Below are 25,397 nucleotides of genomic sequence, written 5' to 3'. Positions count from 1 at the left end.
ATTCGGCAAGCCCGTATCTCTCTCATCGCTCACAGCCGGCTCACGATCGAGATCAGGATGTAGACGATGATCATCAGTACGAAGAAGGACAGGTCGAGCGCCACGCCCCCGAGACGCAGCGGCGGGATGAACCGCCGCAGAAGCTTCAACGGTGGATCGGTGACAGTGTAGGTGGCCTCCAGAACGACCACCATCGCCTTGCCGGGTTGCCACGAGCGGGCGAACTGGAACACGTAGTCCATGACCAACCGGAAGATGAGCACGATGAGGAAGCACATCAGCGCGATGTAGACGACATCCAGGACCACGCTCATGACCTGTGCTTCCCTCTCCCCTGAACCATCTCTCGGACCCTGTCCCGGGCCCGTGTTCTTGCTCTGTACCGGTGGTGCGTCTCAGCTCTGGTTGAAGAACCCGCCCTCTGCGATACGGGCCTTGTCCTCCGCCGTGACATCGACGTTAGCAGGAGACAGCAGGAACACCTTCTGCGTCACCCGCTCGATACTGCCGTGAAGACCAAACACCAAACCGGCCGCAAAGTCGACAAGTCGCTTCGCATCTGTGTCATCCATCTCAGTGAGATTCATGATCACCGGCGTGCCCTCACGGAAGTGTTCCCCGATGGTACGGGCCTCGTTGTAGGTCCGGGGGTGAAGCGTGGTGATCCGGTAGGGCTCTCGTTCGGACACGACCTTGGGCATGATGACCGGTGCGCTCTTTTCCAGGCTTGCGCGTTCTTGTGTGATGGACGCCACGGGCGCGATGCGCGCCGGACGGCTCGATTCCGCCGCGAGCGAAGCGGAACGGGGCATCGGCTCGCGCTGCGCGGGCGGTTGTACGACTCGTACCTCTTCGTCCCTTTGGGGCTGATGCGCACCATGCGACTGGTGCGCCGGTTCGTGGCGCCGGTGATCCCGCTCGGGTTCCGGGTCCAGTTCGGGTTCGAAGTCGTCGTCGGGGTCGAACCCCCGGCCGTCGTACCCATCGTCCTCCACGAGGCCGAGGTAGACCGCCATCTTGCGCATCGCGCCGGCCATGCTCTGAGTCCTCCGCTCTGTGGTGGATCTGCTGACGACTCCAAGTGCCTGCGATCCACGAGGTCGTTGCGTCCGCCTTTCGGCGGTAATGACCATATTTTCTGCTGTGGTCCGACTTCTTGGCGACGTTACCCGAGCCTGGGTCGGACTCCGAGTACCGCAGTGCCGACGCGTACATGTGTCGCTCCGGCGGCCACGGCCTGTTCGAGGTCCGCACTCATCCCCGCGGAGACCATGTTCGCAGCCGGATGGGTCCGGCGCACGCGGGTCGACAAATCCATGAGGTGCTCGAACGCCGCCTGTTGGCGTCCGGCGTACTCGCCGGTGAGCGGGGCCACGGTCATCAGTCCGTCGAGGCGCAGCCCCTCCGATCCGGCGACCAGGTCGGCCAACTCTTCGATTCCGGCGGGCGCGACACCGCCGCGCTCCCCGCGCCCGCCGTCCCCCGCGTCGAGCGCCACCTGGAGGAGACAGCCCACTTCGCGTCCGGCCCGTACGGCCTCCTTCGACAGAGCCGCGACCAGCCGGGCCCGGTCGACGGACTGCACGACATCCGCGTAACCGACCACGGACCGCACCTTGTTGGTCTGCAACTGTCCGACGAAATGCCATGAAAGCGGCAGATCTGAGCAGGCGGCGGCCTTGGGCGCCGCGTCCTGGTCGCGGTTCTCCGCGACGTGGCGCACCCCGAGTTCCGAGAGAATGCGCACATCGTCCGCCGGGTAGGTCTTGGTGACCACTATGAGGGTCACGTCCTGGCGCGGGCGGCCCGCGGCCGCGCAGGCGTCGGTGATGCGCTGTTCCACTTTCGCCAGGTTCGCGGCGAGTTCGTGCTTACGGTCCGTCATGCCCCATCAGTCCAGCCACACATAGCCCGCGAGCCGCCCGGTGGTGCGGTCGCGTCGGTACGAGAAGTGGTCCGCCGACTCCCGGGTGCACACCGGCGACTGCGCCCGGTCGTGCACCCCGAGGCGCTCGAGCTGCGCGTGCACTCCGGCGCTCACGTCGAGGGCCGGAGTGCCCCAACCGGTCTCGGCGTACGCGGCCGGCTCGACGGCGGCCACCTCGGCGCGCATCTCCTCGGGCACCTCGTAGCACCGGCCGCACACGGCGGGCCCGGTGCGGGCGACGATCCTGGCGGGGTCCGCGCCGAGTTCGGCCATGGCCCGTACGGCGGCGGGGACGACCCCGGCGACCAGTCCGGGCCGGCCCGCGTGGGCCGCGGCGGCGACCCCGGAGACCGGGTCGGCGAGCAGGACCGGCACGCAGTCGGCGGTGAGGACGGCGAGGGGGAGACCGCGCTCGGCGGTGACGACGGCGTCAACCTGCGGGACCGGGCTCTCCCCCCAGGGCGCGTCGACCACGGCGACGTCGGCGCCGTGCACCTGGTTCATCCAGACCACCCGGGCCGGGTCGACGCCCAGCGACTTGGCCGCCAGCTCCCGGTTGGCCGTGACGGCGCCGGGGTCGTCGCCGACCGCGCCGCCGAGATTGAGCTGCTCGTACGGAACGGCGCTCACTCCGCCCCACCGGTCGGTGAAGCCGAAGTGCGCGCCGTTCACGGTGTCGCGCTGTCCTATCACTTCAGGAAGTCCGGCACGTCCAGTTCCTCGGCCGCGCTGTCCGAGTAGGTCCGCGACGGCGGAACCGGCGGCGGGGAGACCGGCAGGTCGGCGACCGGCTCCGGCGCGGGCGCCTGCTCCGGCTCCTCCTTGGGCTTGACGCTGCCGAGCGAGCCGAAGGACGGGCGGCTCTCGGACGGCCGGGCCGGGGTGGGCTCCTCGCGCTTGGCCGAGGAGGACCCGAGGACGTTGTCCCGCTTGGACGGCGGCTGGCCCCCGTCGAAGCCGGCCGCGATCACGGTGACCCGCACCTCGTCGCCGAGCGCGTCGTCGATGACCGCGCCGAAGATGATGTTGGCCTCGGGGTGGGCGGCCTCGCTGACCAGCTGGGCGGCCTCGTTGATCTCGAACAGGCCGAGGTCGGAGCCGCCGGAGATGGACAGCAGCACACCGCGGGCGCCGTCGATGGACGCCTCGAGCAGCGGCGAGGAGATCGCCATCTCGGCGGCGGCCACCGCGCGGTCGTCGCCGCGGGCCGAGCCGATACCCATGAGGGCCGAACCCGCCTCGGACATGACCGACTTCACGTCGGCGAAGTCCAGGTTGATCAGGCCGGGGGTGGTGATGAGGTCGGTGATGCCCTGCACACCGGACAGCAGCACCTGGTCGGCGGACTTGAACGCGTCGAGCACGCTGACCTGGCGGTCCGAGATGGACAGCAGCCGGTCGTTGGGGATGACGATGAGGGTGTCGACCTCTTCGCGGAGTTCCGCGATGCCGTCCTCGGCCTGGTTGGCCCGGCGCCGTCCCTCGAAGGTGAACGGGCGGGTGACCACGCCGATGGTGAGGGCGCCCAGCGAGCGGGCGATGTTGGCCACGACGGGCGCGCCGCCGGTGCCGGTGCCGCCGCCTTCACCGGCTGTCACGAAGACCATGTCGGCCCCCTTGAGGACCTCCTCGATCTCCTCGCGGTGGTCCTCGGCGGCCTTGCGGCCGACGGCCGGGTTGGCTCCGGCGCCGAGTCCGCGGGTGAGTTCGCGGCCGACGTCGAGCTTGACGTCGGCGTCGCTCATCAACAGCGCCTGTGCGTCGGTGTTGATGGCGATGAACTCGACGCCCTTGAGACCGACCTCGATCATCCGGTTGATGGCATTGACACCACCGCCGCCGACACCGATGACTTTGATGACTGCGAGGTAGTTCTGCGGTGCTGCCACGTCGAAGGCCTCTCGCCTCGAGTTACGTGTCGCCCGACCGCCGAAGCACTGATGCCCCCGCGACCCGACGACTGATGCCGATTGGGACGGTCCGTAGCGCCGACCCGAACCCTAACGCTGAAGTTTAGGGTTACCAGTGTGTCTGTTCCTTGGACTCTTCCGAACAGGACACTAAGTCGACAAGTGGCGCACGTTCAACGAACACGCCGAACCTCCCGTTTTTCTTTTCACCCTATGTGATCAGCCGTAGCGCTGCCCAACCAGGGTGCTGGCCTGCGCGTATACCCGTCAACTCCCGGATGACGCCGGGGCGGTGGCAACACTCACGTCGAAGTGCCGCGCGTCGGGCGTCGCTTTCATGAGCGCGGTGAGTGCGCGGGCCTTCTGCACACCCTGCTCACCGCTCCCCCACGACACGGTCCGCTCACCGTTCAACTCCAGCGAGATGTCGTCGTAGGAACGGACCTTGACGACCCGTGTGTCCCGGGCGACCTTGTCCGGGAGCCGGCCGGCCACCCGTACCGCCTCGCGCACCAGGCGGTCGTCGTCGAAGCGGCGCAGGCTCGCCGCGGCGGAGCCGGAACGGGCCGGTTCCAATTCCAGCGTGGGCACACCTTTCGGGGCCTTGGAAACCGTGGCGAAACGGACGCCTTCATCGTCCACTTCCACGAAGTTTCGGCCCTTTTGCACAATCAGAACCGGGGTACGCTCCGTCACTTTCAGTCCGATTCCGTGCGGCCAGGAACGCTCTACGACGACCTCGTCGATGCGGGGCAGTTTCCGGCGCAGCCGGGCCTCGACCGCCTCCATGTCGACCGAGACCAGCGGGTCCCCGACCGGCACGTCGGCGGCCTCGTGCACCTGCTCGGGCGTCAGGACACTCGTTCCGGAGACCGACACCCGTTCCAGACGTGTCCAGTTCGAGCCGTAGAGCACCCAGACGGTGCCGCCCGCGACGAGCACGAGGGCGACAGCGAGGATGATGATCGTACGAACACGGGGCGGGCGGAACCGGCGTGCCCGGGGCGGGCCGGACGACTCCTGCTGGCGTGCACCGCGCTCGGCGGTGGTCGGTCCGGCCACGCTCCCTGCCTTCCGTCAGACGTGTCTAGCGGCGCGCACGGGCGGCGATCGCCTCGTACACCATGCCGACGAGGAGGTCGTCGGCGTCCCGGCGGCCGAACTCGGCGGCGGCGCGGGACATCTCGTACAGCCGGTGCGGGTTGGCGAGCACGGGCAGGACGTTCTGCTGGAGCCACTCCGGCGTGAGTTCCGCGTCGTCGACCAGCAGTCCGCCGCCGGCCTTGACCACCGGCTGGGCGTTGAGCCGCTGTTCGCCGTTGCCGATGGGCAGCGGGACGTAGGCGGCCGGGAGCCCGACGGCGGAGAGTTCGGCGACGGTCATCGCGCCCGCGCGGCAGAGCATCATGTCGGCGGCGGCGTACGCGAGGTCCATCCGGTCCAGATAACTTACCGGGATGTACGGGGGCATTCCCGGCATCTGGTGGACCTGCGGCAGTTCGTTCTTGGGTCCGACCGCGTGCAGGATCTGGATCCCGGCCTGCTGCAGCCACGGCGCGACCTGCTGGATGACCTCGTTGAGGCGGCGGGCGCCCTGTGAGCCGCCGGTGACCAGCAGCGTCGGCAGGTTGGGGTCGAGACCGAACATCGCGCGGGCCTCGGGACGGGCGGCGGCCCGGTCGAGGGTGGCGATGGAGCGGCGCAGCGGGATGCCGATGTAGCGGGAGTTGCGCAGCTTGCTGTCGGGAGTGGAGACGGCGACCTGTGCGGCGTAGCGCGAGCCGATCTTGTTGGCCAGGCCGGGGCGGGCGTTGGCCTCGTGCACGACGATCGGCACGCCGAGCCGCTTGGCCGCGAGGTAGGCGGGCAGCGCCACGTAGCCGCCGAAGCCGGCCACCGCGTCCGCCTTGGTGCGCTCCAGGATCTGCTCGGTCGCCTTGATCGTCCCGCGCAGCCGGCCCGGGACGGTGATCAGCTCGGGGGTGGGCTTGCGCGGCAGCGGTACGGCCGGGATCAGCGCCAGCTCGTAACCCCGCTCGGGCACCAGGCGGGTCTCCAGGCCGCGTTCCGTGCCCAGGGCCGTGATCCCCACGGTCGGATCCTGCCTGCGCAGGGCGTCCGCGAGGGCGAGCGCGGGCTCGATGTGGCCCGCGGTTCCTCCGCCGGCGAGTACGACATGCACCGAAATTCACCGCTCTCCGGACGAGCGCGCCTTCGAGGCGCGCCGTCGCATCGTGTTCCAACTCCCAGGGCTCCGCTTGGCCGCGGGTCCCCTGGCTCCCCGCTTTCTACCAAAGCGAGGTTGCCGCAACGCAAGCGCCGCCCGCGCACCGGGTTCGTCACGCGCGAAGGCGATCAGCAGACCGATGGCGAACATGGTCGGCAGCAGGGCGGAGCCCCCGTAGGAGAACAGCGGGAGCGGGACACCGGCGATCGGCAGCAGCCCGAGGACCGCACCGATGTTGATCACGGCCTGGGCCGTGATCCAGGTGGTCACGCCTCCCGCGGCATACCTGACGAAGGGGTCCTCCGTGCGTCCGGCCACGCGGATACCCGCATAGCCTAGAGCCGCGAACAGGGCGAGCACCGACAGCGTCCCCGCCAGGCCCAGTTCCTCACCGGTGACGGCGAAGATGAAGTCGGTGTGCGCTTCGGGGAGTTGGCCCCATTTCTCCACACTGGCGCCGAGCCCGGAACCGAACAGCCCGCCGGAGGCCAGGGCGTAGATGCCGTGCACGGCCTGCCAGCAGGAGTCGCCGGGGCCCGGGTCGGTGGCACCGAGGCAGTTGAGCCGGGCCATGCGGTTCGCGCTGGTCTTGATGAGGATGAAGCCGAGCAGCAGGGCGACCGAGAGCACGCCCGCGAACAGCCGGGTGGGTGCGCCGGCCAGCCAGAGCAGGCCGAACAGGATCGCCGTGAGGATGATCGCGGTCCCCATGTCGCCGCCGATCATGATCAGCCCGAGCAGCATGAACGCGGCCGGCACCAGCGGCACCAGCATGTGCTTCCACTGGGTCAGCAGCTTCTTGTCGTGCTTGCGGGCGAGCAGGTCCGCGCCCCACAGCACCAGGGCCAGCTTGCCGAACTCGCTGGGCTGGATCTGGAAGGAGCCGCCCAGCGCGATCCAGTTCTGGTTGCCGTTGACCGCGACTCCTATCCCGGGCACCTGGACCAGGATCATCAGGAAGACGGCACCGGCGAGGATCGGATAGGCCAGCGCCCGGTGCAGCTTGACCGGCATCTTCATCGCGGCGACCAGGAGACCGGCGCCGATGAGCGCGGCGAGGGCCTGCTTGCGGAAGAAGTACGAGCCGGGCAGCGACAGCTGGAGCGCGGTGATCTGCGACGCCGAGTAGACCATCACCAGGCCGAGCACGGTGATCAGCGCGCTGCCGCCGCAGATCAGGTAGTACGCGGTCAGCGGCCGGTCCCAGGCGCGGCGCAGCCGGTGGTAGAGGCGGAGCACGCCGTTGTCGTGCGCCGGCCCGGGTGGGGCCGGCCGCTTGACGGTCCGCTGCACGGGCGGACGCCCGGTACGGCTCTGGGGACTACCGGGCATCGCGGCCTCCGCTGTACGTCGGCATGGACCGTCCCACGCGTCCTCCCGAGTTCACCCGGCGGCAGGAGGCGGCCGGGTCAGGCGCCGAGTTCGCGAACGGCCTGCGCGAACGCGTCACCGCGCTGGTTGTAGTTGGTGAACATGTCCATGGAGGCACAGGCCGGGGCCAGCAGCACCGTGTCACCGGGCCGGGCGAGCCGCCGCGCCTCCTGGACGGCCTGGAGCATCGCACCAGTGTCGGTCCGGTCGAGGTCGACCACGGGTACTTCGGGCGCGTGTCGCGCCAGGGCTTCGCGGATCAGGGCGCGGTCGGCGCCGATGAGGACGGCGCCGCGCAGCCGCTTCGCCGCGCCCACGACCAGCTCGTCGAAGGTCGCGCCCTTCGCCAGCCCGCCGGCGATCCACACGATCGACTCGTAGGCCGCCAAGGAGGCCTCGGTGGCGTGGGTGTTGGTGGCCTTGGAGTCGTCCACGTAGGCCACCCCGTCCACGTCGGCGACGTGCGCGATGCGGTGGGCGTCCGGCGTGAAGGCGCGCAACCCGTCGCGTACGGCGGCCGCGGAGACGCCGAAGGCGCGGGCGAGGCCCGCGGCGGCGAGGGCGTTGGCGATGTTGTGCGGGGCCGGCGGGTTGACGTCGCAGACCTCGGCCAGCTCCTGGGCGTTCTTCTGCCGGTCCTCGACGAAGGCGCGGTCGACCAGCAGGCCCTCCACGACGCCGAGTTGGGAGGGCCCCGGCGTGCCGAGGGTGAAGCCGACCGCCCGGCAGCCCTCCTCGACGTCGGCGCCGCGGACCAGGTCCTCGGTCGCCTTGTCGGCCACGTTGTAGACGCAGGCGACCCGATTGCCCTCGTAGACGCGGCCCTTGTCGGCGGCGTAGGCCTCCATGGAGCCGTGCCAGTCGAGGTGGTCCGGGGCGAGGTTGAGCACGACGGCGGAGTGGGCACGCAGCGAGGGCGCCCAGTGGAGCTGGTAGCTGGACAGCTCCACGGCGAGGACGTCGTACTCCTCCTCGCCCGTGACCGCGTCCAGCAGGGAGACGCCGATGTTGCCGACGGCGGCGGTGCGCAGACCGGCCGCCTTCAGGATCGACGCGAGCATCTGGACGGTGGTGGTCTTGCCGTTGGTGCCGGTGACGGCGAGCCAGGGCGCGGGCTTGCGGCCGTCCAGGCCGCGCAGCCGCCAGGCCAGTTCCACATCGCCCCAGACCGGGACACCGGCCTGTCCGGCCGCCGCGAACAGCGGCTTGGTGGGCTTCCAGCCCGGTGCGGTGACGATCAGCTCGGTGCCCTCGGGAAGCGTGTCCCCGTCCCCCAGGCGCACGGTGACGCCGAGCGACTCCAGCTCCGCCGCCTGCGTCCGGGCCCGCTCGTCGGCGCCGTCGTTGACGACGGTGACGTGCGCGCCGAGCCCGTGCAGCACCTTGGCCGCCGGGACGCCGGAGACGCCGAGCCCGGCGACGGTGACGTGCTTGCCGCTGAATTCCGAAGGCACCGAGGAGGTCACTTGTCCGTTGCCCATCCCGCGTAGAAGAGGCCGAGTCCGACGATCACACAGATGCCCTGGATGATCCAGAAGCGGACCACGACAAGGACTTCGGACCAGCCTTTGAGTTCGAAGTGGTGCTGGAGTGGCGCCATCCTGAAGACCCGCTTGCCGGTGAGGCGGAAGGAGCCGACCTGGATGACCACCGACATGGTGATCAGCACGAACAGGCCGCCGAGGATGGCCATCAGCAGTTCGGTGCGCGAGCAGATCGCCAGACCCGCGAGCACACCGCCGAGCGCGAGCGAACCGGTGTCGCCCATGAAGATCTTGGCCGGCGAGGTGTTCCACCACAGGAAGCCGAGGCAGGAACCCATCAGCGCGGAGGCGACCACCGCGAGGTCGAGCGGGTCTCTCACCTCGTAGCAGGCGCCCGGGTTGGTCAGGGTCAGCGCGTTGGCGCAGGACTCCTGGAACTGCCAGACGCCGATGAAGGTGTAGGCGCCGAAGACCAGGACGGAGGCGCCGGTGGCCAGGCCGTCCAGGCCGTCGGTGAGGTTCACGCCGTTCGACATCGCGAGGATCATGAACAGCGCCCAGACGACGAACAGCACCGGGCCGATGGTCCAGCCGAAGTCGGTGATGAACGACAGCTTCGTGGACGCCGGGGTGTTGCCCCGGTTGTCCGCGAACTGCAGCGCGAGCACGGCGAAGGCGATGCCGACGGTCAGCTGGCCGATCATCTTCGCCCTGGCCCGCAGGCCCAGCGAACGCCGTTTGACGATCTTGATGTAGTCGTCGAGGAAGCCGACCAGGCCCATGCCCACCATCAGGCCGATCACCAGCAGACCGGAGAAGGTCGGCCCCGCGTCGATGTCGGGGTCCAGGTAGCTGGTGATGCCCTTGGCGAGGAAGTACGCGGCGACCGTGGCGAAGATGAAGGCGATGCCGCCCATGGTCGGCGTACCGCGCTTGCTGGCGTGCTCGCGCGGTCCGTCGTCGCGGATGTACTGGCCGTAGCCCTTGCGGGCCAGGAGCTTGATCAGCAGCGGGGTGCCGACCAGCGTGAGGAAGAGGCCAATGACTCCTGCGAACAGGATCTGCTTCATCATCGGGCGGCAACCTCACCCTCGGCGCCGGTCTCCAGCAGCGCCGTGGCGACGCTCTCCAGACCCACCGAACGGGACGCCTTCACGAGCACGACGTCCCCTGGGCGCAACTCGCTGCGCAACAGGTCGACCGCCGCCTGTGCGTCGGACACGTGCACCGACTCCTCACCCCACGAACCCTCGTTATATGCGCCCAGTTGCAGCCATCGGGCTTCCCTGCCCCCGACCGCGACGAGCTTGCTGACGTTGAGCCGGACGGCGAGCCGTCCGACCGCGTCGTGCTCGGCGAGCGCCTCGTCCCCGAGCTCGGCCATCTTGCCGAGCACCGCCCACGTACGGCGCCCCTTTCCCATGGCGACGAGCGCACGCAGCGCGGCCTTCATGGACTCGGGGTTCGCGTTGTAGGCGTCGTTGACGACCGTCACGCCGTCCGGGCGCTCGGTGACCTCCATCCGCCAGCGGGAGAGGGAGCCCGCCTCGGAGAGCGCGGTGGCGATCTCGTCTGCGGACATGCCCAACTCGTGGGCGACGGCGGCCGCGGCGAGCGCGTTCGACACGTGGTGCTCACCGTACAGGCGCATGGTCACATCGCTTGCACCGGAGGGTGTGTGAAGGCTGAAGGAAGGCTGTCCGGTGTCCGTGAGTCGCACGTTCTCGGCGGACACGTCCGCTTCGCCGGACTCTCCGAAAAGGATCACCTTCGCCTTCGTTCGGGAGGCCATGGCCCGTACGAGCGGGTCGTCCGCGTTGAGGATCGCGGCGCCGCCCTCCGCGGCCGGCGGCAGGGCCTCGACGAGTTCGCCCTTGGCCTGGGCGATCTGCTCCCGGCCGCCGAACTCGCCGATGTGCGCGGAGCCGACGTTGAGGACCGCGCCGATCCTCGGCGGGGTCAGCTCGCACAGGTACCGGATGTGGCCGATGCCGCGGGCGCCCATCTCCAGGACGAGGAACTTCGTCTCGTCGGTGGCGGTGAGCGCGGTGAGCGGCAGCCCGACCTCGTTGTTCATGGAGCCGGGCGTGAAGACCGTGGGCGCCTTGCGGCGCAGTACCTGGGCGATCAGGTCCTTGGTGCTGGTCTTGCCGGCCGACCCGGTGAGGGCCACGAGGGTGGTGCCGAGGCGTCGCACGACGTGCCGGGCGAGGGCGCCGAGGGCGGCCTGGACGTCGTCGACGACGATCGCGGGCACGCCGACGGGCCGGGAGCCGAGGACGGCCACCGCTCCCGCTTCGACGACCTGCGCGGCGAAGTCGTGGCCGTCCACCCGTTCGCCGACGAAGGCGACGAAGAGGCTGCCGGGTCCGGCTTCCCGGGAGTCCCGGACGACCGGCCCGGTGACCTCGGCGGACGCGTCCGGTATGTCGTGCATCCGCCCGCCGACGACTTCTGCGATCTCGGCGAGTGAGAGGGTGATCACAAGTTCGTCCCCTGGATCAGGATCAGGATCGGCTGGATCATTCGGGATCTCGTCCCTTGGATCGTTCGGGATTTCATCCCCGGGTCTTCTTGATGGCTTCGCGCAGCACCTGGCGGTCGTCGAAGGGACGGACGACGCCGGCGATGTCCTGGCCCTGCTCGTGGCCCTTGCCCGCCACCAGCACCGTGTCGCCGGGCTCGGCCCGGGCGACGGCGGCGGCGATCGCGGCGGCCCGGTCCTCGAAGACCTGCACCTCGCCGCGCTCGTGCGCGGGCACGGACGCCGCGCCCTGGAGCATGGTGGCGAGGATCGCGAGGGGGTCCTCGGAGCGGGGGTTGTCGGAGGTCAGTACGGCGGTGTCGGCGAACCGGGCCACGGCGGCGCCCATCGGCTCCCGCTTGGTGGTGTCCCGGTCGCCGCCGCAGCCGAGCACGGCGTGCAGCTTGCCCTCCGTCACCTTGCGCAGGGCCCGCAGGACCGACTCGACGGCGTCGGTCTTGTGGGCGTAGTCGACCACCGCGAAGTAGGGCTGGCCCTCGTCCACGCGCTCGAGGCGGCCCGGTACGCCCGGTACGGCGGCGACGCCGTCGGCGGCGCGCTGCGGGTCGAGTCCGGCGGCGGCCAGGGCGACGATCGCGGCGAGGGTGTTCGCCACGTTGAAGGGTCCGGCCAGCGGCGACTTGGCGGCGATCCGCTCGCCCTTCGGCCCGAGCACGGTGAACGTCGAGTCCAGCGGGCCGACCTCGACCTCGTCGGCGCGCCAGTCGGCGTCCGGGTGGCCCTCGGCGGAGTAGGTGACGACCGGGACGGTGGCCTCGTTCGCGAGGCGGCGCCCGTACTCGTCGTCGACGTTGACCACGCCGAGTTTGCTGCGCTTCGGCGTGAAGAGCTGCGCCTTGGCCTGGAAGTAGTCCTCCATGCCGGAGTGGAACTCCATGTGCTCCGGGCTGAGGTTGGTGAAGACGGCGATGTCGAAGACGCAGGCGTCGACGCGGCCGAGCACCAGGGCGTGGCTGGAGACCTCCATGGCGACCGCCTCGGTGCCGCGCTCGCGCATCACCGCGAACAGGGCCTGGAGGTCGGTGGCCTCGGGCGTGGTGCGCTCGGACTTGATGCGCTCGTCGCCGATGCGCATCTCGACCGTGCCGATCAGCCCGGTGGACTTCGCCGTGCGCAGGCCGCCCTCGACGAGGTAGGCGGTGGTGGTCTTGCCGGAGGTGCCGGTGATGCCGATCTGGAGCAGGTCGCGGCCGGGGTGGCCGTAGATCGTGGCCGCCAGCTCGCCCATCCGCGCGCGCGGGTCGTCGACGACGAGCGCCGGCAGACCGGTGGCGGCGACGCGCTCCGCGCCGGCCGGGTCGGTCAGCACGGCCGCGGCGCCGAGGCCCGCGGCCTGGGTGACGAAGTCGGCGCCGTGGGCGCGGGCTCCGGGGAGGGCGGCGTACAGGTCGCCGGGGCGGACGGCGCGCGAGTCGTGGGTGATGCCCGTGACCTCGGCGGAGCCGTCCGGCGCGGAGGTACCCAGCTGATCGGCGAGTTCCGCGAGGGGTGTGGCGGAGATCCGCACCGGCCGGGGCGGTCCCGGGTATGTCACGGGGTGGCCCTTCTGGGTGGTTTGGGACTGATCAGGGTGTGGCACGGCGGTGAGCGTACCGGCAGTACCCGCCTGCGGGCGAAGCGAGGTGCGGGGGCTGTTCTGGTTCCCGGGGTCGGGGGTGATCGTCGTCACGGGTGGTTCCTGGTGGCTCGGTACTGAATCGGCGCTGGCTCGGTACGGGCTCGGTGTCGGTGGGGGGCGGTGCGGCTCAGGGCTTGAAGGTGACCGGGAGGTTCGCGGGGTCGGCCCCGGTCGGCGGGACCTGGAGGGTCTTCAGGGCGAACTCCATGACCTGCTTGTAGATGGGGCCGCAGATCTGGCCGCCGAAGTAGCTGCCCTCGGTGGCGTTCTGGATGGCGCAGTAGACGGTGACGCGGGGCTTGTCGGCGGGGGCGAACCCGGCGAAGGACGAGGTGTAGCCGTGGTACTTGCCGGTGGCCGGATCCACCCGGTTGGCCGTGCCCGTCTTGCCCGCCACCCGGTAGCCGGGGATGCGGGCCTTGGTGCCGGTGCCCTCCTCGTCGTCGACGACGGACTCCAGCATCTGCGCGAGGGTCTTCGCGGTCTTCTCGCTGGTCACGCGGGTCTTCTTGGGTTCCGGGGCCGGAGTGAAGCGACCGTCGGCGCCCTTGGTGCCGCGGACCAGCGTGGGTTCGATGCGGACGCCGCCGTTGGCGACGGTCGAGTAGATGGAGGCCGCCTGGAGCGCGTTCACGGAGACGCCCTGGCCGAAAGGGATCGTGTACTGCTGCGAGGTCGACCACTGGTCGGGCGGCGCGAGGATGCCCTTGGTCTCGCCGGGGAAGCCGAGCCCGCTGTAGCCGCCGAGGCCGAACTTGCGCAGGTAGGAGTAGAGCACCTTGTTGGCCTCGGCCTGGGTCTTGCCCAGTTCGCCGGTGGCCATGATGGTGCCGATGTTGCTGGACTTGGCGAGCACGCCGTTGAGCGTGAGGTACCAGGTCGGGTGGTCGATGTCGTCCTTGAAGAGCCGGTCGCCGCGCTTGAGCCGGTTGGGGACGGTGATGTGGGTGCCCGGCGTGGCGACGTTCTCCTCCAGCACGGCCGCCATGGACAGCACCTTGGCGGTGGAGCCCGGCTCGAAGGCGTCCTGGAGCGCGGCGTTGCCCAGCGCGTCCGGGTCCGCGTGGGCGAGGTCGCCCGGGTCGAAGCTCGGCGAGTTGGCCATGGCGAGGATCTCGCCGGTCTGCGTGTCCTGGACGATGACGTAGCCGCCGTCCGCCTTGGACTTCTCCACCTGCTCGCTGATGGCGTGCTGCGCGGCCCACTGGATGTCGCGGTCGATGGTCAGCTCGACGTCGCTGCCCGGCACGGCGGGCGTCTCGGTGGAACCGGCGGTGGGCACCTGGCGCCCGCCGGACTGCGCGTAGCGGATCTTGCCGTCCTCGCCGGCCAGCGTCTTGTCCAGCTTCCGCTCCAGGCCGCCGCCGCCCTTGCCGTCGGCGCCGACCCAGCCGAGGATGCCGGCGGCGAGGTCGCCGCCCGGGTACACCCGCTTGCTGCTGGGGTCGGCGAAGACGCCCGCGAGGACGTTGACCGCGGACCTGTCGGTCTCCGCCTTCGTGGTGAGCGCGGTCTTCAGGTCCTTGATCTGGTTCCAGACCTGGGGGGTCTGCCGGCGCGCGAGGCGGACGTAGCGCAGCTCCTTGTTCTTCGGGCGGAGCACCTTGGCCAGCTGCTCCTGGTCCTGGCCGAGGATCGGCGCGAGGAGCGCCGCCGCCTGCTCGGGTCCGTCGCCGACCTTCAGCTGCTCGCGGGTGAACATCGTGGGGTCGGCGGTGATGTCGTAGGAGTCCACGGTGCTCGCGAGGGTGACGCCGTTGCGGTCGGTGATCCCGCCGCGTTCGGCGGGCAGGGTGTGCACGACGTAGCGGTTCTGCTCGGCCTTCGCCGAGTAGGTGCCGGCGTCGACGGCCTGCACCTGGAGGAGCCGTACGACGAACGCGGCCAGCACCAGGGTCAGCGCGAGGCCGATCATGCGCAGCCGGGGGCGCGGGCTGCCCAGCCGGAAGGCGCGGGGCGCCGGGCGGGGCGGTCCCGGCCTGCGGGTGGGCCGGGCGCCGGGCCCCGGGCGGCGCCCGCCGCCGGGGCGGACGGGCCTCGCGGGTCCGGGCACCCGGCGGCGCGGTTCCCTGTCGGACACTTCCGTCACCTGCCGGGAGTCGGGGTCGGGGTGGGCGGCGCCGCGGTGGTGGGGGTGGCGGCTGCGCCGGACGGGGCCGCGGTGGTGGGCGTGGGGGCCGGGCCGGCGGGGGCGGTGTAGGGGGACGGTGTGACCGTGGACTCGCCGGCGGACGTCGAGGCCAGCGCCTCGGGGGCGAGGACGAGCGGGGCGGCCGCGGCGGGGGCGGGGCTGGGCACGCCCTTGACGGTGCCGTCGGGGTCGAGGAAGGCGGGGTCGCCGCCGGGCACCATGCCCAGTTCGCGGGCGCGGCGCTGGAGGGCCCGGGGGGCGGAGTAGGCGTCGATGTCCCGCTGAAGCGCCTGTTCCTCGTCGGTGAGTTCCTTGGTCCGCTGCTTGAGGTCGTCCAGCTGGAAGGAGCCCTCGCTCAGGGCGGAGTTCAGCACGAGGAGCCCGATGAGGCCGCCGCCGAGGAGGACGACGACCAGGAGGACGAACGGCGCCCGGGCCGCCTGGCCCCGGGGGCCGCCGATGGGCAGGAGCCGGGCCAGTCGGGCCGCCCTGCCCTTCAGTTCGGGTTTCCTGCTCACACGCCCTCCCCTAGGGGGTGTCGTCCGCACCGGTGCCCGGCCTGCCTCGCTCGCTCCGCCCGAGGGACCCCCTTCACCCGAGGGACTCCCTGATGCGCTCGGCGCCGCGCAGCCGTGCCGGTGCCGCGCGACGGTTCTCGGCGATCTCCTCCTCGGTGGGGAGTTCGGCACCGCGGGTGAGCAGCTTGAGCCGCGGTGCGTACTGCTCGGGGACGACGGGCAGGCCGGGCGGCGCGGTGTTGGCGGCTCCGGCCGCGAACACCTGTTTGACCAGCCGGTCCTCCAGCGAGTGGTACGACAGCACGGCGATCCGCCCGCCGACCGCGACCGACTCGACGGCGGCCGGGATCGCCCGCTCCAGGACGGACAGCTCGCCGTTGACCTCGATGCGCAGGGCCTGGAAGGTGCGCTTGGCCGGGTTGCCGCCGGTGCGCTTGGCGGCCTGCGGCAGCGCCGCGCGGATCAGCTCCACCAGGCGGGCGCTGTTGGTGAACGGCTCCTTCTCGCGCTCCCGCACGACGGCGGACACGATCCGCTTGGCCTGCTTCTCCTCGCCGTACGCCCGCAGGATGCGGACGAGTTCACCGGGCGGGTAGGTGTTGAGGACCTCGGCGGCGCTCATGCCGGTGCTCTGGTCCATCCGCATGTCGAGCGGGGCGTCCTGGGCGTAGGCGAAACCGCGGCCGGCCTCGTCGAGCTGCATGGAGGAGACGCCGAGGTCGAACAGCACGCCCTGGACGCGGGGGACGCCGAGCCGGTCGAGCACGTCGGGCAGCTCGTCGTAGACGGCGTGCACGAGGGTGGCGCGTGCGCCGTACGGGGCGAGCCGCTCGCCGGACAGGCGCAGGGCCTCCTTGTCGCGGTCCAGGGCGACGAGCCGGGCCTCGGGGAAGCGTTCGAGGAGCGCCTCACTGTGCCCGCCGAGCCCCAGCGTGCAGTCGACGACCACGGCTCCCGGCTCCGTCAGGGCGGGTGCCAGCAGGTCCAGACACCGCTGGAGCATCACCGGGACGTGTCGACTCTGGCTCAAGTGCGGGGGCCTCTCAGGTCCGGCGCGGCGTCACGCACTGCCGGGTCCCCTCCCGCTCGCATCTGAAGGGGAGGCCTGCCGGCGCCAAAAGCGTCGGCCGGCCGGGAGCGGGAGGAGGCCGAGCCGTACGTACGCGCCGCGCACGTGGGGAGATCTGGCGGGACGTCGCCCAGGTCTCCGGGGAATTCAGTCCAGCAGGGAGGCCTCGCCTCCCGCTTCGCGCCACTTTAGTCCACGGTGTCGCCCGGTCAATCAACCGGCCTGCGCGTCGCGGACACCGGTGTCAGCAAACCGGCATCGCACGGCTTTTCACTCGTACGGCCGCAATCCGGCCACCCTGTGGGTTGGCTCACAACAAGCCTCGATGACGTTCTTTGTCCCGCTTCACAGCGGGCCACGGGCCGGGGCGGCCAGTAACGTCATGGATATGACGACTTCTGCATCGGTACCCGCCGCCTCCGAATCCGCCACCGTGGCCGACCACACCGTCACCGACCGGCTCGTCGAGGCGAACGAACGCTACTCAGCGGCGTTCGCCGACCCCGGCATGGACGCCCGCCCCGTACAGCGCGTCGCCGTCGTGGCCTGCATGGACGCCCGTCTGGACCTGCACGCCGCGCTCGGCCTGAAGCTCGGCGACTGCCACACGATCCGCAACGCGGGCGGTGTCGTCACCGACGACGTGATCCGGTCCCTGACGATCAGCCAGCGGGCGCTCGGCACCCGCAGCGTGGCCCTCATCCACCACACGGGCTGCGGCATGGAGACCATCACCGAGGAGTTCCGGCACGATCTGGAGCTGGAGGTGGGCCAGCGTCCCGCGTGGGCGGTGGAGGCGTTCCGGGACGCCGACCAGGACGTGCGGCAGTCGATCGAGCGGGTGCGCACCTCGCCGTTCCTGCTGCACACCGAGGACGTGCGCGGTTTCGTCTTCGACGTGAAGACCGGTCTGCTGCGCGAGGTCGACCCCGCCTGATCCGGCGGCCCGCCCCGACGATCGCGCCGCGCAAGCTCCGCAAAGGCCGTAAGGGCCGACATATCGCGGCCAGTTGTCCACAGGCGAGTGACACGAATCGGTAACGGCGGCAAGAATGCGGGAAGTGGTGTCGCGCGGAACTTTTTCCGCGCGGTGTCCGTGATTCGGGTTGGGCCGGTCCGCGGTGCGGGGCCGGCCGGCAAGTTGGGGTACCCCCACTTCCCAGGGAGTGCGGGGAAAGGCCGAGGAGGGCCGGGTGACGACCTATGACGATCAGGCGAGCCGTGGAGGCACCGCCGCGCGAGCGTACGGGAGCGTGGGGGAAGATCTGACCGCCGTGGTCGAGCGGGTCCGCGGTTCGGTGGAGGACGTGATCGAGGGCAAGCCCGAGGTCGTCCGGCTCTCGCTGACCGTGCTGCTGGCCGAGGGACACCTGCTGATCGAGGATGTGCCGGGCGTCGGCAAGACCATGCTGGCCAAGGCGCTGGCGCGGTCCATCGACTGTTCCGTGCGCCGGATCCAGTTCACGCCGGACCTGCTGCCCTCGGACATCACCGGGGTGTCGATCTGGGACCAGCAGCGGCGGGACTTCGAGTTCAAGCCGGGCGCGATCTTCGCCCAGGTGGTGATCGGCGACGAGATCAACCGCGCGTCGCCGAAGACGCAGTCGGCACTGCTCGAGTCGATGGAGGAGCGCCAGGTCACCATCGACGGCCAGACCTACGAGCTGCCCAGTCCCTTCATGGTGGTGGCGACGCAGAACCCGGTCGAGATGGAGGGCACCTACCCGCTTCCGGAGGCCCAGCGGGACCGCTTCATGGCCCGGGTCTCCATCGGCTATCCGAGCCCGGAGGCCGAGTTGCAGATGCTCGACGTGCACGGCGGGGCCAGCCCGCTGGACGACCTCCAGCCGGTGGCGCACGCGCACGACATCCTGAAGCTGATCGAGGCGGTCCGCGGCGTCCACGTGGCGGATCCGGTCCGGCGGTACGCGGTGGACCTGGTCGCCGCCACCCGCACCCACCCGGACCTCAGACTCGGCGCCTCGCCGCGGGCCACGCTGCACCTGCTGCGCGCGGCGAAGGCGTCCGCCGCCCTGGGCGGACGGGACTACGCGCTGCCGGACGACGTGCAGGCCCTCGCGGTCGCCGTCCTGGCCCACCGGCTGCTGCCGACCGCGCAGGCCCAGCTGGGCCGCCGCACCGCCGAGCAGGTCGTCCAGGAGATCCTGCAGCGCACCGCGGTGCCCGCGGAGCCCCAGCAGCAGACCGGCTTCGGCGTGGGCCGCGGCACGTCGGCGTACGGTCAGCAGCCGCCGCGGAGGCTGTGATGGACGCCGGGGGGACGGACCGGTCCGAGGCCGACGGGGGCGAGGACGGCGGCATCCGGACCGCCCTTTCCGGTCTGACCACCCGCGGGCGCTCCTTCCTGGCCGCCGGTATCGCGGCCGCGGTCTGCGCGTACGTGCTGGGACAGAGCGACCTGCTGCGCGTCGGGCTGCTCCTGGGTGCCCTGCCCCTGGTCTGCGCGGCCGTGCTGTACCGCACGCGCTACCGGGTCGCGGGCAGTCGCCGGCTCTCCCCCGGGCGGGTGCCCGCGGGCAGCGAGGCCAGGGTGCACCTGCGCGTCGACAACGTCTCCCGGCTGCCCACCGGTCTGCTGATGCTCCAGGACCGGGTGCCCTACGTACTCGGTCCGCGTCCCCGCTTCGTGCTCGACCGGGTGGAGCCGGGCGGTCGCCGCGAGGTGTCCTACCGGGTCCGCTCCGACCTGCGCGGCCGCTTCCCGCTGGGCCCGTTGCAGCTGCGCCTGACCGACCCGTTCGGCCTGTGCGAGCTGACCCGCTCCTTCTCGACGTACGACACCCTGACGGTGATCCCGCGGGTGGAGGCCCTGCCGCCGGTGCGGCTGAGCGGTGAGGCGAAGGGGTACGGCGAGGGGCGGCAGCGCTCGCTCGCCCTGGCCGGTGACGACGACGTGATCCCCCGCGGGTACCGCTACGGCGACGACCTGCGCCGCGTGCACTGGCGCTCCACCGCGCGCTACGGCGAGCTGATGGTGCGCCGCGAGGAGCAGCCGCAGCGGGCCCGCTGCACGGTGCTGCTCGACACCCGGGTCGTGGCCTTCGAGGGCGCGGGCCCCGACTCGGCCTTCGAGTGGGCGGTGTCGGGCGCGGCGTCCGTGCTGGTGCACATGCTGGAGCGGGGCTTCTCCGTCCGGCTGCTCACCGGCAACGGCGACGCGGTGCCGGGCGAAGGCGCCGACGGCTTCGCGGGCGCGAGCCAGGGGACGGCCGACGCGGCCGGTCTGATGATGGACACCCTCGCCGTGATCGACCACTGCGACGACACGAGTCTGTCGCGGGCGTACGACATGCTGCGCGGCGGGAACGAGGGGCTGCTGGTGGCGTTCTTCGGCGACCTGGACGAGGAGCAGGCCACGGTGGTGGCGAAGATGCGGCAGCGGGGCGGCGGCGCCGTCGCCTTCGTCCTGGACAGCGAGACGTGGGCCCGGGAGCCGGCCGACGTGCCCGGCCCGTCGGCCGGGAGCGGCGAGCGGCTGCGGATGCTCCGTGAGGCGGGCTGGACCGCCGTGGCGGTCCCCCGGGGCGCCGCCGTGGAGGAAGTGTGGCGCCTGGCCGACCACGAACGCTCCACCCTCGCGGCGCCGGCCGGCACGGAGGGGGCGTGATGAGCGGGCGCGCGCGGTTGGCGGTGTGTGCTTGGGCGGCCACGTTGATGGCGGCCTGTGCGTTGTTGCCGTTGGTCGAACCGGCCACGTGGATCCTCCAGGCGGCGGTCCTGCTGGCGGTGCAGTCGGGGGTGGGCGCGGTGGCCCGGCGGGTGCCGCTGGCCCGGCCGCTGACCATCGCGGCGCAGGCCCTGGTCACGCTGGTACTGCTGACCCTGGTCTTCGCCCGGCAGCAGGCGCTCGCCGGGCTGGTCCCCGGCCCGCAGGCCTTCCAGCGCTTCGCCGACCTGCTCCAGCAGGGCGGCGACGACATCGCCCGGTACGCGATCCCGGCGCCGCTGGAGTCCGACGGCATCCGGCTGATGCTGGTCGGCGGCGTCCTGGTGATCGGGCTGCTGGTGGACACCCTCGCGGTGACCTTCCGCAGTGCCGCCCCGGCCGGCCTGCCCCTGCTCGCCCTCTACTCGGTGGCCGCGGGGCTGTCCGAGGGCGGCGCCGACTGGCTCTGGTTCCTGGTCGCGGCGGTCGGCTATCTGACGCTGCTCCTGGCCGAGGGACGCGACCGGCTCTCGCAGTGGGGCCGGGTCTTCGGCGGCTCCTCGCGCCCACCGGGGCCGGAGCAGGGGCGCGCCCTGGCCCCGGTCCGCACCGGACGGCGCATCGGCGCCTTCGCGCTGGGCATCGCACTGGTGGTGCCGCTCGCCCTGCCCGCGATGGACGGCGGGCTGCTGGACGGCGCCGGCGGCGGCGTGGGCTCCGGCACCGGTGGCGGCGGCACGATCTCCGCGGTGAACCCGCTGGTCTCGCTGCGGGACAGCCTGAACGTCAACGAGGACCGCCAGGTCCTCTCCGTCCAGACGGACTCCGAGGACCTGTCCGACCTGTACCTGCGCATCGTGTCCCTGGACGACTTCGACGGCACCACCTGGAAGCCGTCCAAGCGACGCATCACCGCCGTGCCGGACGGCACGTTCCCCACCCCGGCCGGCCTGGGCCCCGACATCAGGCGCACGGAGACCCGGACCCTGATCTCGGCCGCGGACTGGTACGCGCAGGACTGGCTGCCGATGCCCTATCCGCCCAGCGGCGTGCGCGTCGCGGGCAACTGGCGCTTCGAGCCCGTCGGCATGACCCTGGTCGGCGACCACGGCCAGAACACCCGCGGGCTGAAGTACGAGGTACGCAGTCTGAACGTGCAGCCGACGGCGGAGCAGCTCGCCGCGGCGCCGCCGCCGTCGGCGGCCCTCACGCGCGAGTACACGCAGCTGCCGGACTCGCTGCCCGACGTGGTCTCCCGGACCGCCCGCGAGGTCACCGCCGGCGCCGCGAACCCCTACGAGCAGGCGGTCGAGCTCCAGGAGTACTTCGCGGTCAACGGCGGCTTCGAGTACGACACCCAGGTCAAGGTCGGCAGCGGCTCGGAGGCGATCGCCCGGTTCCTGAAGGACAAGGAGGGCTTCTGCGTCCACTTCTCCTTCGCCATGGCGGCGATGGCCCGTTCCCTGGGCATTCCGGCCAGGGTCGCGGTCGGCTTCGCGCCGGGCTCCCCGCAGGCGGACGGCTCGGTGTCGGTGGGGCTGCGGGACGCGCACGCGTGGCCCGAGGTGTACTTCGAGGGCGTGGGCTGGACCCGCTTCGAGCCGACGCCGACGCGTGGCTCGACCCCGTCGTACACCATCACGGACCGGCCGGGCAGCTCGGTGCCGGACCCGGCCGTCCCGTCGCGGAGCGCGGAGGCGGAGCCGTCCGCGGCGCCCTCGTCGAGCGACACCTGCGCCCCGCAGGACAAGAAGCTGGACGCCTGCTCCAACGAGTCCGCGGTGGCCGTGCCCGTCACCGGCGACGACGGACCGAAGTGGTACGCGCTGCCGGCCTGGGCCCTGGCCGGGCTCGTGGTGCTGCTGCTCCCGTTGGCACCGATGCTGTGGCGGCTGCGCGCCAGGGCGGTACGGCTCGGGGCGCACGGCCGGGGTGCGGCGGACGTCGGCCCGCACACCCTCGCGGTGTGGCAGGAGCTGACCGACGCCGCGTGGGACCTCGGCATCCTGCCTCAGGAGTCGCAGACCCCGCGCAAGGCGGCGGCCCGCGTCGTCCGGCTGGGCCGGCTCGAGCCGACGGCCGCACAGGCGGTGCACCGGGTCGCGGACGCCGTGGAGCAGGTGCTCTACGCGCCCCACCCGCGCCCGACGGCGGGGCTGGCGGAGGATGTGCGGCTGGCGACCGCCGGGCTGCGGGCCACGGCAGGCCGCGGAACGCGGCTGCGCGCACGGTTCGCCCCGCGTTCGGCCATCCGGGTGACCTGGACGGTGTCGGCCCGGTGGACGGCCCTGAAACGGCGGGCCGCGGCCGCCCGGCCCCAGTGGCGCAGGACGTCGGACCAGCAGGGCTGAGCCGAACGGGCGCCGACCCCACGCGGGTCGGCGCCCCGGCCGGTGTCTCGGGGCGCCGACGGGCGCTCATGGGTACGCGTGAGGGGGTGACCACCCGGACGGTGGTCACCCCCTCACGCGCATGTGCTGGTGAGCGGCTGCTCGGACGGCGCTACTGGCCGCCCTGCTGCTCGTCCCTGCGGCGCTGCCAGCGCTCGTCGATGCGGTCCATCATCGAGCGTTTCTGTCGTCCTTGGCGGCGCGCGGCCTGCGGTCCGGCACCGGCCGCCTGCTGCTGCTCGCCCGGTTTGGGGGCCTTGCGCCAGCCGGTCACGGCGAGCACCGCGCACCCCAGCATGACCAGGAAGCCCACCACGCTGAGCCACACCTGCTGGGCGACCATACCGGCCATGAGAAGCGCAATACCTACGAGGAAGCCCGCGACCGCCTGGTAGACCCGTCGCCGGGTGTACGTACGCAGCCCGTTTCCCTCGAGCGCTGTCGCGAACTTGGGATCTTCGGCGTACAGCGCTCGCTCCATCTGCTCGAGCATGCGTTGCTCGTTCTCCGAGAGCGGCACGGTGGTCCTCCTCATCGTGCAGTCGCCGGGGCGACCCGGGGGGGTCCCTTCAGGATAGGCAGGGAACCGCCCCCGTGAAACCCGCCCCTCTGCGCCAATTGGCCAACCGGTCTCCGTCATGGCCGTACCGGCTCGCTGAAGTTCCCATTCCCCAGCGGCCGACCCGTCATGCCGGGCCGTCTCCCTCGATCATACGGCGACTGCCCCCCGTTCGGGGGGCCTGTGGCGTACTCCATCTGCAGTCGCGTCCCTGATCAGCGCCTTACCCCACCCGGCGCTCAGGCCCCGTCGGTCCCTCGCGTCTCGCCGAGCACATGGAGCTGGGTGGCCACGGAGTGGAACGCGGCGAGTTCGGCCGCCGCGGCCTCCAGTTTCAGCAGGGCGTCCATGGCACCGGGCTCGGTGTCCACCAGCACGCCGGGAACGAGATCGGCGAAGACCCGTACGCCGTGCACGGCACCGATCCGGAGCCCGGCGGCCTCGACCAGCCCGGTGAGCTGCTCGGCGGTGAACCGGCGCGGCACCGGGTCACCCGTGCCCCAGCGGCCGTCCGGGTCGTCCAGGGCCTGCCTGGCCTCCGTGAAGTGGCCGGCGAGGGCGCGCGCGAGCACGGCCCCGCCCAGGCCCGCGGCGAGCAGGCTGAGGACGCCGTCCTCGCGCAGCGCCGCCACCGCGTTGCGGACGCCCTCCGCGGGGTCGTCGACGTACTCCAGGACGCCGTGGCACAGCACCGCGTCGTAGCCGCCGCGCTCGACCACGTCGAAGAGGCCGCGGGCGTCGCCCTGGACACCTCGCACGCGGTCGGCGACACCGGCCTCGGCGGCCCGGCGCTCCAGGGCGAACAGGGCGTTGGGGCTCGGGTCCACGACGGTGACGCGGTGGCCGAGCCCGGCGACGGGCACCGCGAAGTTGCCGCTGCCGCCGCCGGTGTCGAGGACGTCGAGCGTCGGCCGGCCCGTGGCCTTCACCCGGCGGTCCAGCGCGTCCTGGAGGACGTCCCAGACCACGGCGGTGCGCAGGGCGGCCCGGGAACGAGAGGGCTCGGAGCGCGAGACGGCCGTGTGCGGCCGGGGGTGGGAGGCGGGCGGGCGCATCGGGTCCGACACGGCAGTTGACTCCTCGGCGCGGCACCGCCTCGGACACGGGCGGAGCGAACGGGCTGCCGCCCCCGCCCGGTGCGGGGAGGGGGAGGCTTCAGGCGACTCCCACCCTATTGCCTGCGCCGCGCGCACCGGGCACCCGTTCGTCTCCCGCTCAGCCGGTGTCCGGCAGGTCCCGGCCCGGGTGACCGGCGTCAAAACGGCGGGGCCGCTCGGAGCCCTGGCCCGGTGGGTCCGTGTCGGGGCGGGGCTGGGGCAGGACGGGCTGGAGGACCAGTATCCGCTCCACCAGGCGCAGGAACATCGCCACGTCGCGTATCAGGTCGTCGGCGTCCCGACTGCCCGCCGCGCCCCGGATGCCCGCCTCGGCGCGGGCCCGGCGCCGCGCGCCGGAGGCGAACAGCGCGCTCCAGTCGGACAGCTCGGGCGCGATCTCGGGCAGAACCTCCCAGGCGCTGCGGATGCGGGCCCTGGCCCGTGGGCCGGTCTCCGGGCGGCCGCGCGCGGCCAGCACCGCGGCGGCGGTGCGCAGGGCGGCGAGGTGGGCCGTCGCGTAGCGCTCGTTCGGCGTTTCGAGGGTGGTGGCCTCCTCCAGCCCGGCCCGGGCCTGGGCGAGCAGGCCGAGGGCGGCGGGCGGGGCGGTCGTGCGGCGGAGCACGGGGTGCACGTCGCTCGCCGGTCCGGTCAGTGAGGGTGCAGGGCCGGCTGCGCGGCGCCGCCGGGCGGCGGCTGCGGACGAGTGGGCCATGACGATCCTCCTGTCGTCTCCGTGACGGCACGTCCTGGCAGGAGGTGCCGTATGTGCCCATCGTGAGGTATGGCACTGACAATCCGTTCTGACCTGGACTTTCGATTCGATCGGCCGTTCGGTTCGGGTCGTGCGCGGGCCTGCGGTGACGCCGCCGTGCGGGGTGCTGTGA

At 71.9% G+C, this 25,397-nt stretch carries 22 protein-coding genes; 4 read left to right on the top strand and 18 right to left on the bottom strand.

What is annotated here, in order from left to right; all coding sequences use genetic code 11:
• Positions 1–29 precede the first annotated feature (29 nt).
• From ACFV9J_RS08155 to rsmH, 15 genes are all read right to left on the bottom strand, one after another.
• The gene (locus ACFV9J_RS08155) at positions 30–314 is read right to left on the bottom strand and encodes a YggT family protein (protein ID WP_007448661.1); all 285 of its coding nucleotides are present in this window, start codon (positions 312–314) and stop codon (positions 30–32) included.
• 81 nt (positions 315–395) lie between these two features.
• Positions 396–1,037, bottom strand: coding sequence for a cell division protein SepF (locus ACFV9J_RS08150; RefSeq protein WP_385351567.1), 642 nt, complete (start codon positions 1,035–1,037; stop codon positions 396–398).
• 128 nt (positions 1,038–1,165) lie between these two features.
• Positions 1,166–1,885: a YggS family pyridoxal phosphate-dependent enzyme gene (locus ACFV9J_RS08145; protein WP_385351564.1), complete on the bottom strand. Its 720-nt coding sequence runs from the start codon at positions 1,883–1,885 to the stop codon at positions 1,166–1,168.
• Between the two features lie 6 nt (positions 1,886–1,891).
• Complete coding sequence (gene pgeF, locus ACFV9J_RS08140; RefSeq protein ID WP_385351561.1) at positions 1,892–2,620, bottom strand: peptidoglycan editing factor PgeF; 729 nt, start codon at positions 2,618–2,620, stop codon at positions 1,892–1,894.
• Positions 2,617–3,816, bottom strand: a complete 1,200-nt coding sequence (gene ftsZ / locus ACFV9J_RS08135; protein WP_109031829.1) for a cell division protein FtsZ — start codon at positions 3,814–3,816, stop codon at positions 2,617–2,619. The genes pgeF and ftsZ overlap by 4 nt, the downstream gene beginning before the upstream one ends.
• 288 nt (positions 3,817–4,104) lie before the next feature.
• The gene (gene ftsQ, locus ACFV9J_RS08130; protein ID WP_385351559.1) at positions 4,105–4,899 is read right to left on the bottom strand and encodes a cell division protein FtsQ; all 795 of its coding nucleotides are present in this window, start codon (positions 4,897–4,899) and stop codon (positions 4,105–4,107) included.
• 25 nt (positions 4,900–4,924) lie between these two features.
• Entirely contained in the window at positions 4,925–6,019 is a 1,095-nt protein-coding gene (gene murG, locus ACFV9J_RS08125) for an undecaprenyldiphospho-muramoylpentapeptide beta-N-acetylglucosaminyltransferase (RefSeq protein WP_109031827.1), read from the bottom strand.
• Between the two features lie 6 nt (positions 6,020–6,025).
• Entirely contained in the window at positions 6,026–7,396 is a 1,371-nt protein-coding gene (gene ftsW / locus ACFV9J_RS08120) for a putative lipid II flippase FtsW (RefSeq protein WP_385351555.1), read from the bottom strand.
• 77 nt (positions 7,397–7,473) lie between these two features.
• Positions 7,474–8,889, bottom strand: a complete 1,416-nt coding sequence (gene murD, locus ACFV9J_RS08115; protein ID WP_385352214.1) for a UDP-N-acetylmuramoyl-L-alanine--D-glutamate ligase — start codon at positions 8,887–8,889, stop codon at positions 7,474–7,476.
• 8 nt (positions 8,890–8,897) lie between these two features.
• Complete coding sequence (gene mraY, locus ACFV9J_RS08110) at positions 8,898–9,989, bottom strand: phospho-N-acetylmuramoyl-pentapeptide-transferase (RefSeq protein WP_385352212.1); 1,092 nt, start codon at positions 9,987–9,989, stop codon at positions 8,898–8,900.
• Complete coding sequence (gene murF / locus ACFV9J_RS08105; RefSeq protein WP_385351552.1) at positions 9,989–11,404, bottom strand: UDP-N-acetylmuramoyl-tripeptide--D-alanyl-D-alanine ligase; 1,416 nt, start codon at positions 11,402–11,404, stop codon at positions 9,989–9,991. The genes mraY and murF overlap by 1 nt, the downstream gene beginning before the upstream one ends.
• Before the next feature lie 73 nt (positions 11,405–11,477).
• Positions 11,478–12,998, bottom strand: a complete 1,521-nt coding sequence (locus ACFV9J_RS08100) for a UDP-N-acetylmuramoyl-L-alanyl-D-glutamate--2,6-diaminopimelate ligase (protein ID WP_385351549.1) — start codon at positions 12,996–12,998, stop codon at positions 11,478–11,480.
• A 211-nt stretch (positions 12,999–13,209) separates the two neighbouring features.
• Positions 13,210–15,171: a cell division protein FtsI gene (gene ftsI, locus ACFV9J_RS08095; RefSeq protein WP_385351546.1), complete on the bottom strand. Its 1,962-nt coding sequence runs from the start codon at positions 15,169–15,171 to the stop codon at positions 13,210–13,212.
• The gene (locus ACFV9J_RS08090; protein WP_385351543.1) at positions 15,168–15,731 is read right to left on the bottom strand and encodes a septum formation initiator family protein; all 564 of its coding nucleotides are present in this window, start codon (positions 15,729–15,731) and stop codon (positions 15,168–15,170) included. The genes ftsI and ACFV9J_RS08090 overlap by 4 nt, the downstream gene beginning before the upstream one ends.
• A 73-nt stretch (positions 15,732–15,804) precedes the next feature.
• Entirely contained in the window at positions 15,805–16,761 is a 957-nt protein-coding gene (gene rsmH, locus ACFV9J_RS08085; RefSeq protein ID WP_385351540.1) for a 16S rRNA (cytosine(1402)-N(4))-methyltransferase RsmH, read from the bottom strand.
• Positions 16,762–17,188: 427 nt separating this feature from the next.
• Between rsmH and ACFV9J_RS08080 the strand changes: the two genes are divergently transcribed.
• From ACFV9J_RS08080 to ACFV9J_RS08065, 4 genes are all read left to right on the top strand, one after another.
• Positions 17,189–17,737: a beta-class carbonic anhydrase gene (locus ACFV9J_RS08080; RefSeq protein WP_385351537.1), complete on the top strand. Its 549-nt coding sequence runs from the start codon at positions 17,189–17,191 to the stop codon at positions 17,735–17,737.
• Positions 17,738–17,993: 256 nt separating this feature from the next.
• Positions 17,994–19,067 (top strand): AAA family ATPase, encoded by a 1,074-nt coding sequence (locus tag ACFV9J_RS08075; protein WP_385351534.1) that lies wholly within the window; start codon positions 17,994–17,996, stop codon positions 19,065–19,067.
• Positions 19,067–20,428 carry a DUF58 domain-containing protein gene (locus tag ACFV9J_RS08070; protein WP_385351531.1) on the top strand — a complete coding sequence of 454 codons (1,362 nt, stop codon included), beginning with the start codon at positions 19,067–19,069 and terminating at the stop codon, positions 20,426–20,428. The genes ACFV9J_RS08075 and ACFV9J_RS08070 overlap by 1 nt, the downstream gene beginning before the upstream one ends.
• Positions 20,428–22,818, top strand: coding sequence for a DUF3488 and DUF4129 domain-containing transglutaminase family protein (locus ACFV9J_RS08065; protein ID WP_385351528.1), 2,391 nt, complete (start codon positions 20,428–20,430; stop codon positions 22,816–22,818). The genes ACFV9J_RS08070 and ACFV9J_RS08065 overlap by 1 nt, the downstream gene beginning before the upstream one ends.
• 151 nt (positions 22,819–22,969) lie before the next feature.
• On the opposite strand, the gene ACFV9J_RS08060 is transcribed toward ACFV9J_RS08065, so the two are convergent.
• The 3 genes from ACFV9J_RS08060 to ACFV9J_RS08050 form a co-directional block, all read right to left on the bottom strand.
• Complete coding sequence (locus ACFV9J_RS08060; protein ID WP_385352210.1) at positions 22,970–23,377, bottom strand: spore wall synthesis complex protein; 408 nt, start codon at positions 23,375–23,377, stop codon at positions 22,970–22,972.
• A gap of 278 nt (positions 23,378–23,655) precedes the next feature.
• Complete coding sequence (locus ACFV9J_RS08055; RefSeq protein ID WP_385351526.1) at positions 23,656–24,483, bottom strand: methyltransferase; 828 nt, start codon at positions 24,481–24,483, stop codon at positions 23,656–23,658.
• 148 nt (positions 24,484–24,631) lie between these two features.
• Entirely contained in the window at positions 24,632–25,225 is a 594-nt protein-coding gene (locus ACFV9J_RS08050) for an SAV_6107 family HEPN domain-containing protein (RefSeq protein ID WP_385351523.1), read from the bottom strand.
• Between the last annotated feature and the right edge of the window lie 172 nt (positions 25,226–25,397).

It is taken from the genome of Streptomyces sp. NPDC059906 (genome assembly GCF_042730645.1).
GTDB classification, from domain to species: Bacteria; Actinomycetota; Actinomycetes; order Streptomycetales; family Streptomycetaceae; genus Streptomyces; species Streptomyces rubrogriseus.
The sequence above is the reverse complement of the archived record's forward strand: the minus strand, read 5'-3'. Positions and strand labels throughout refer to the sequence as shown.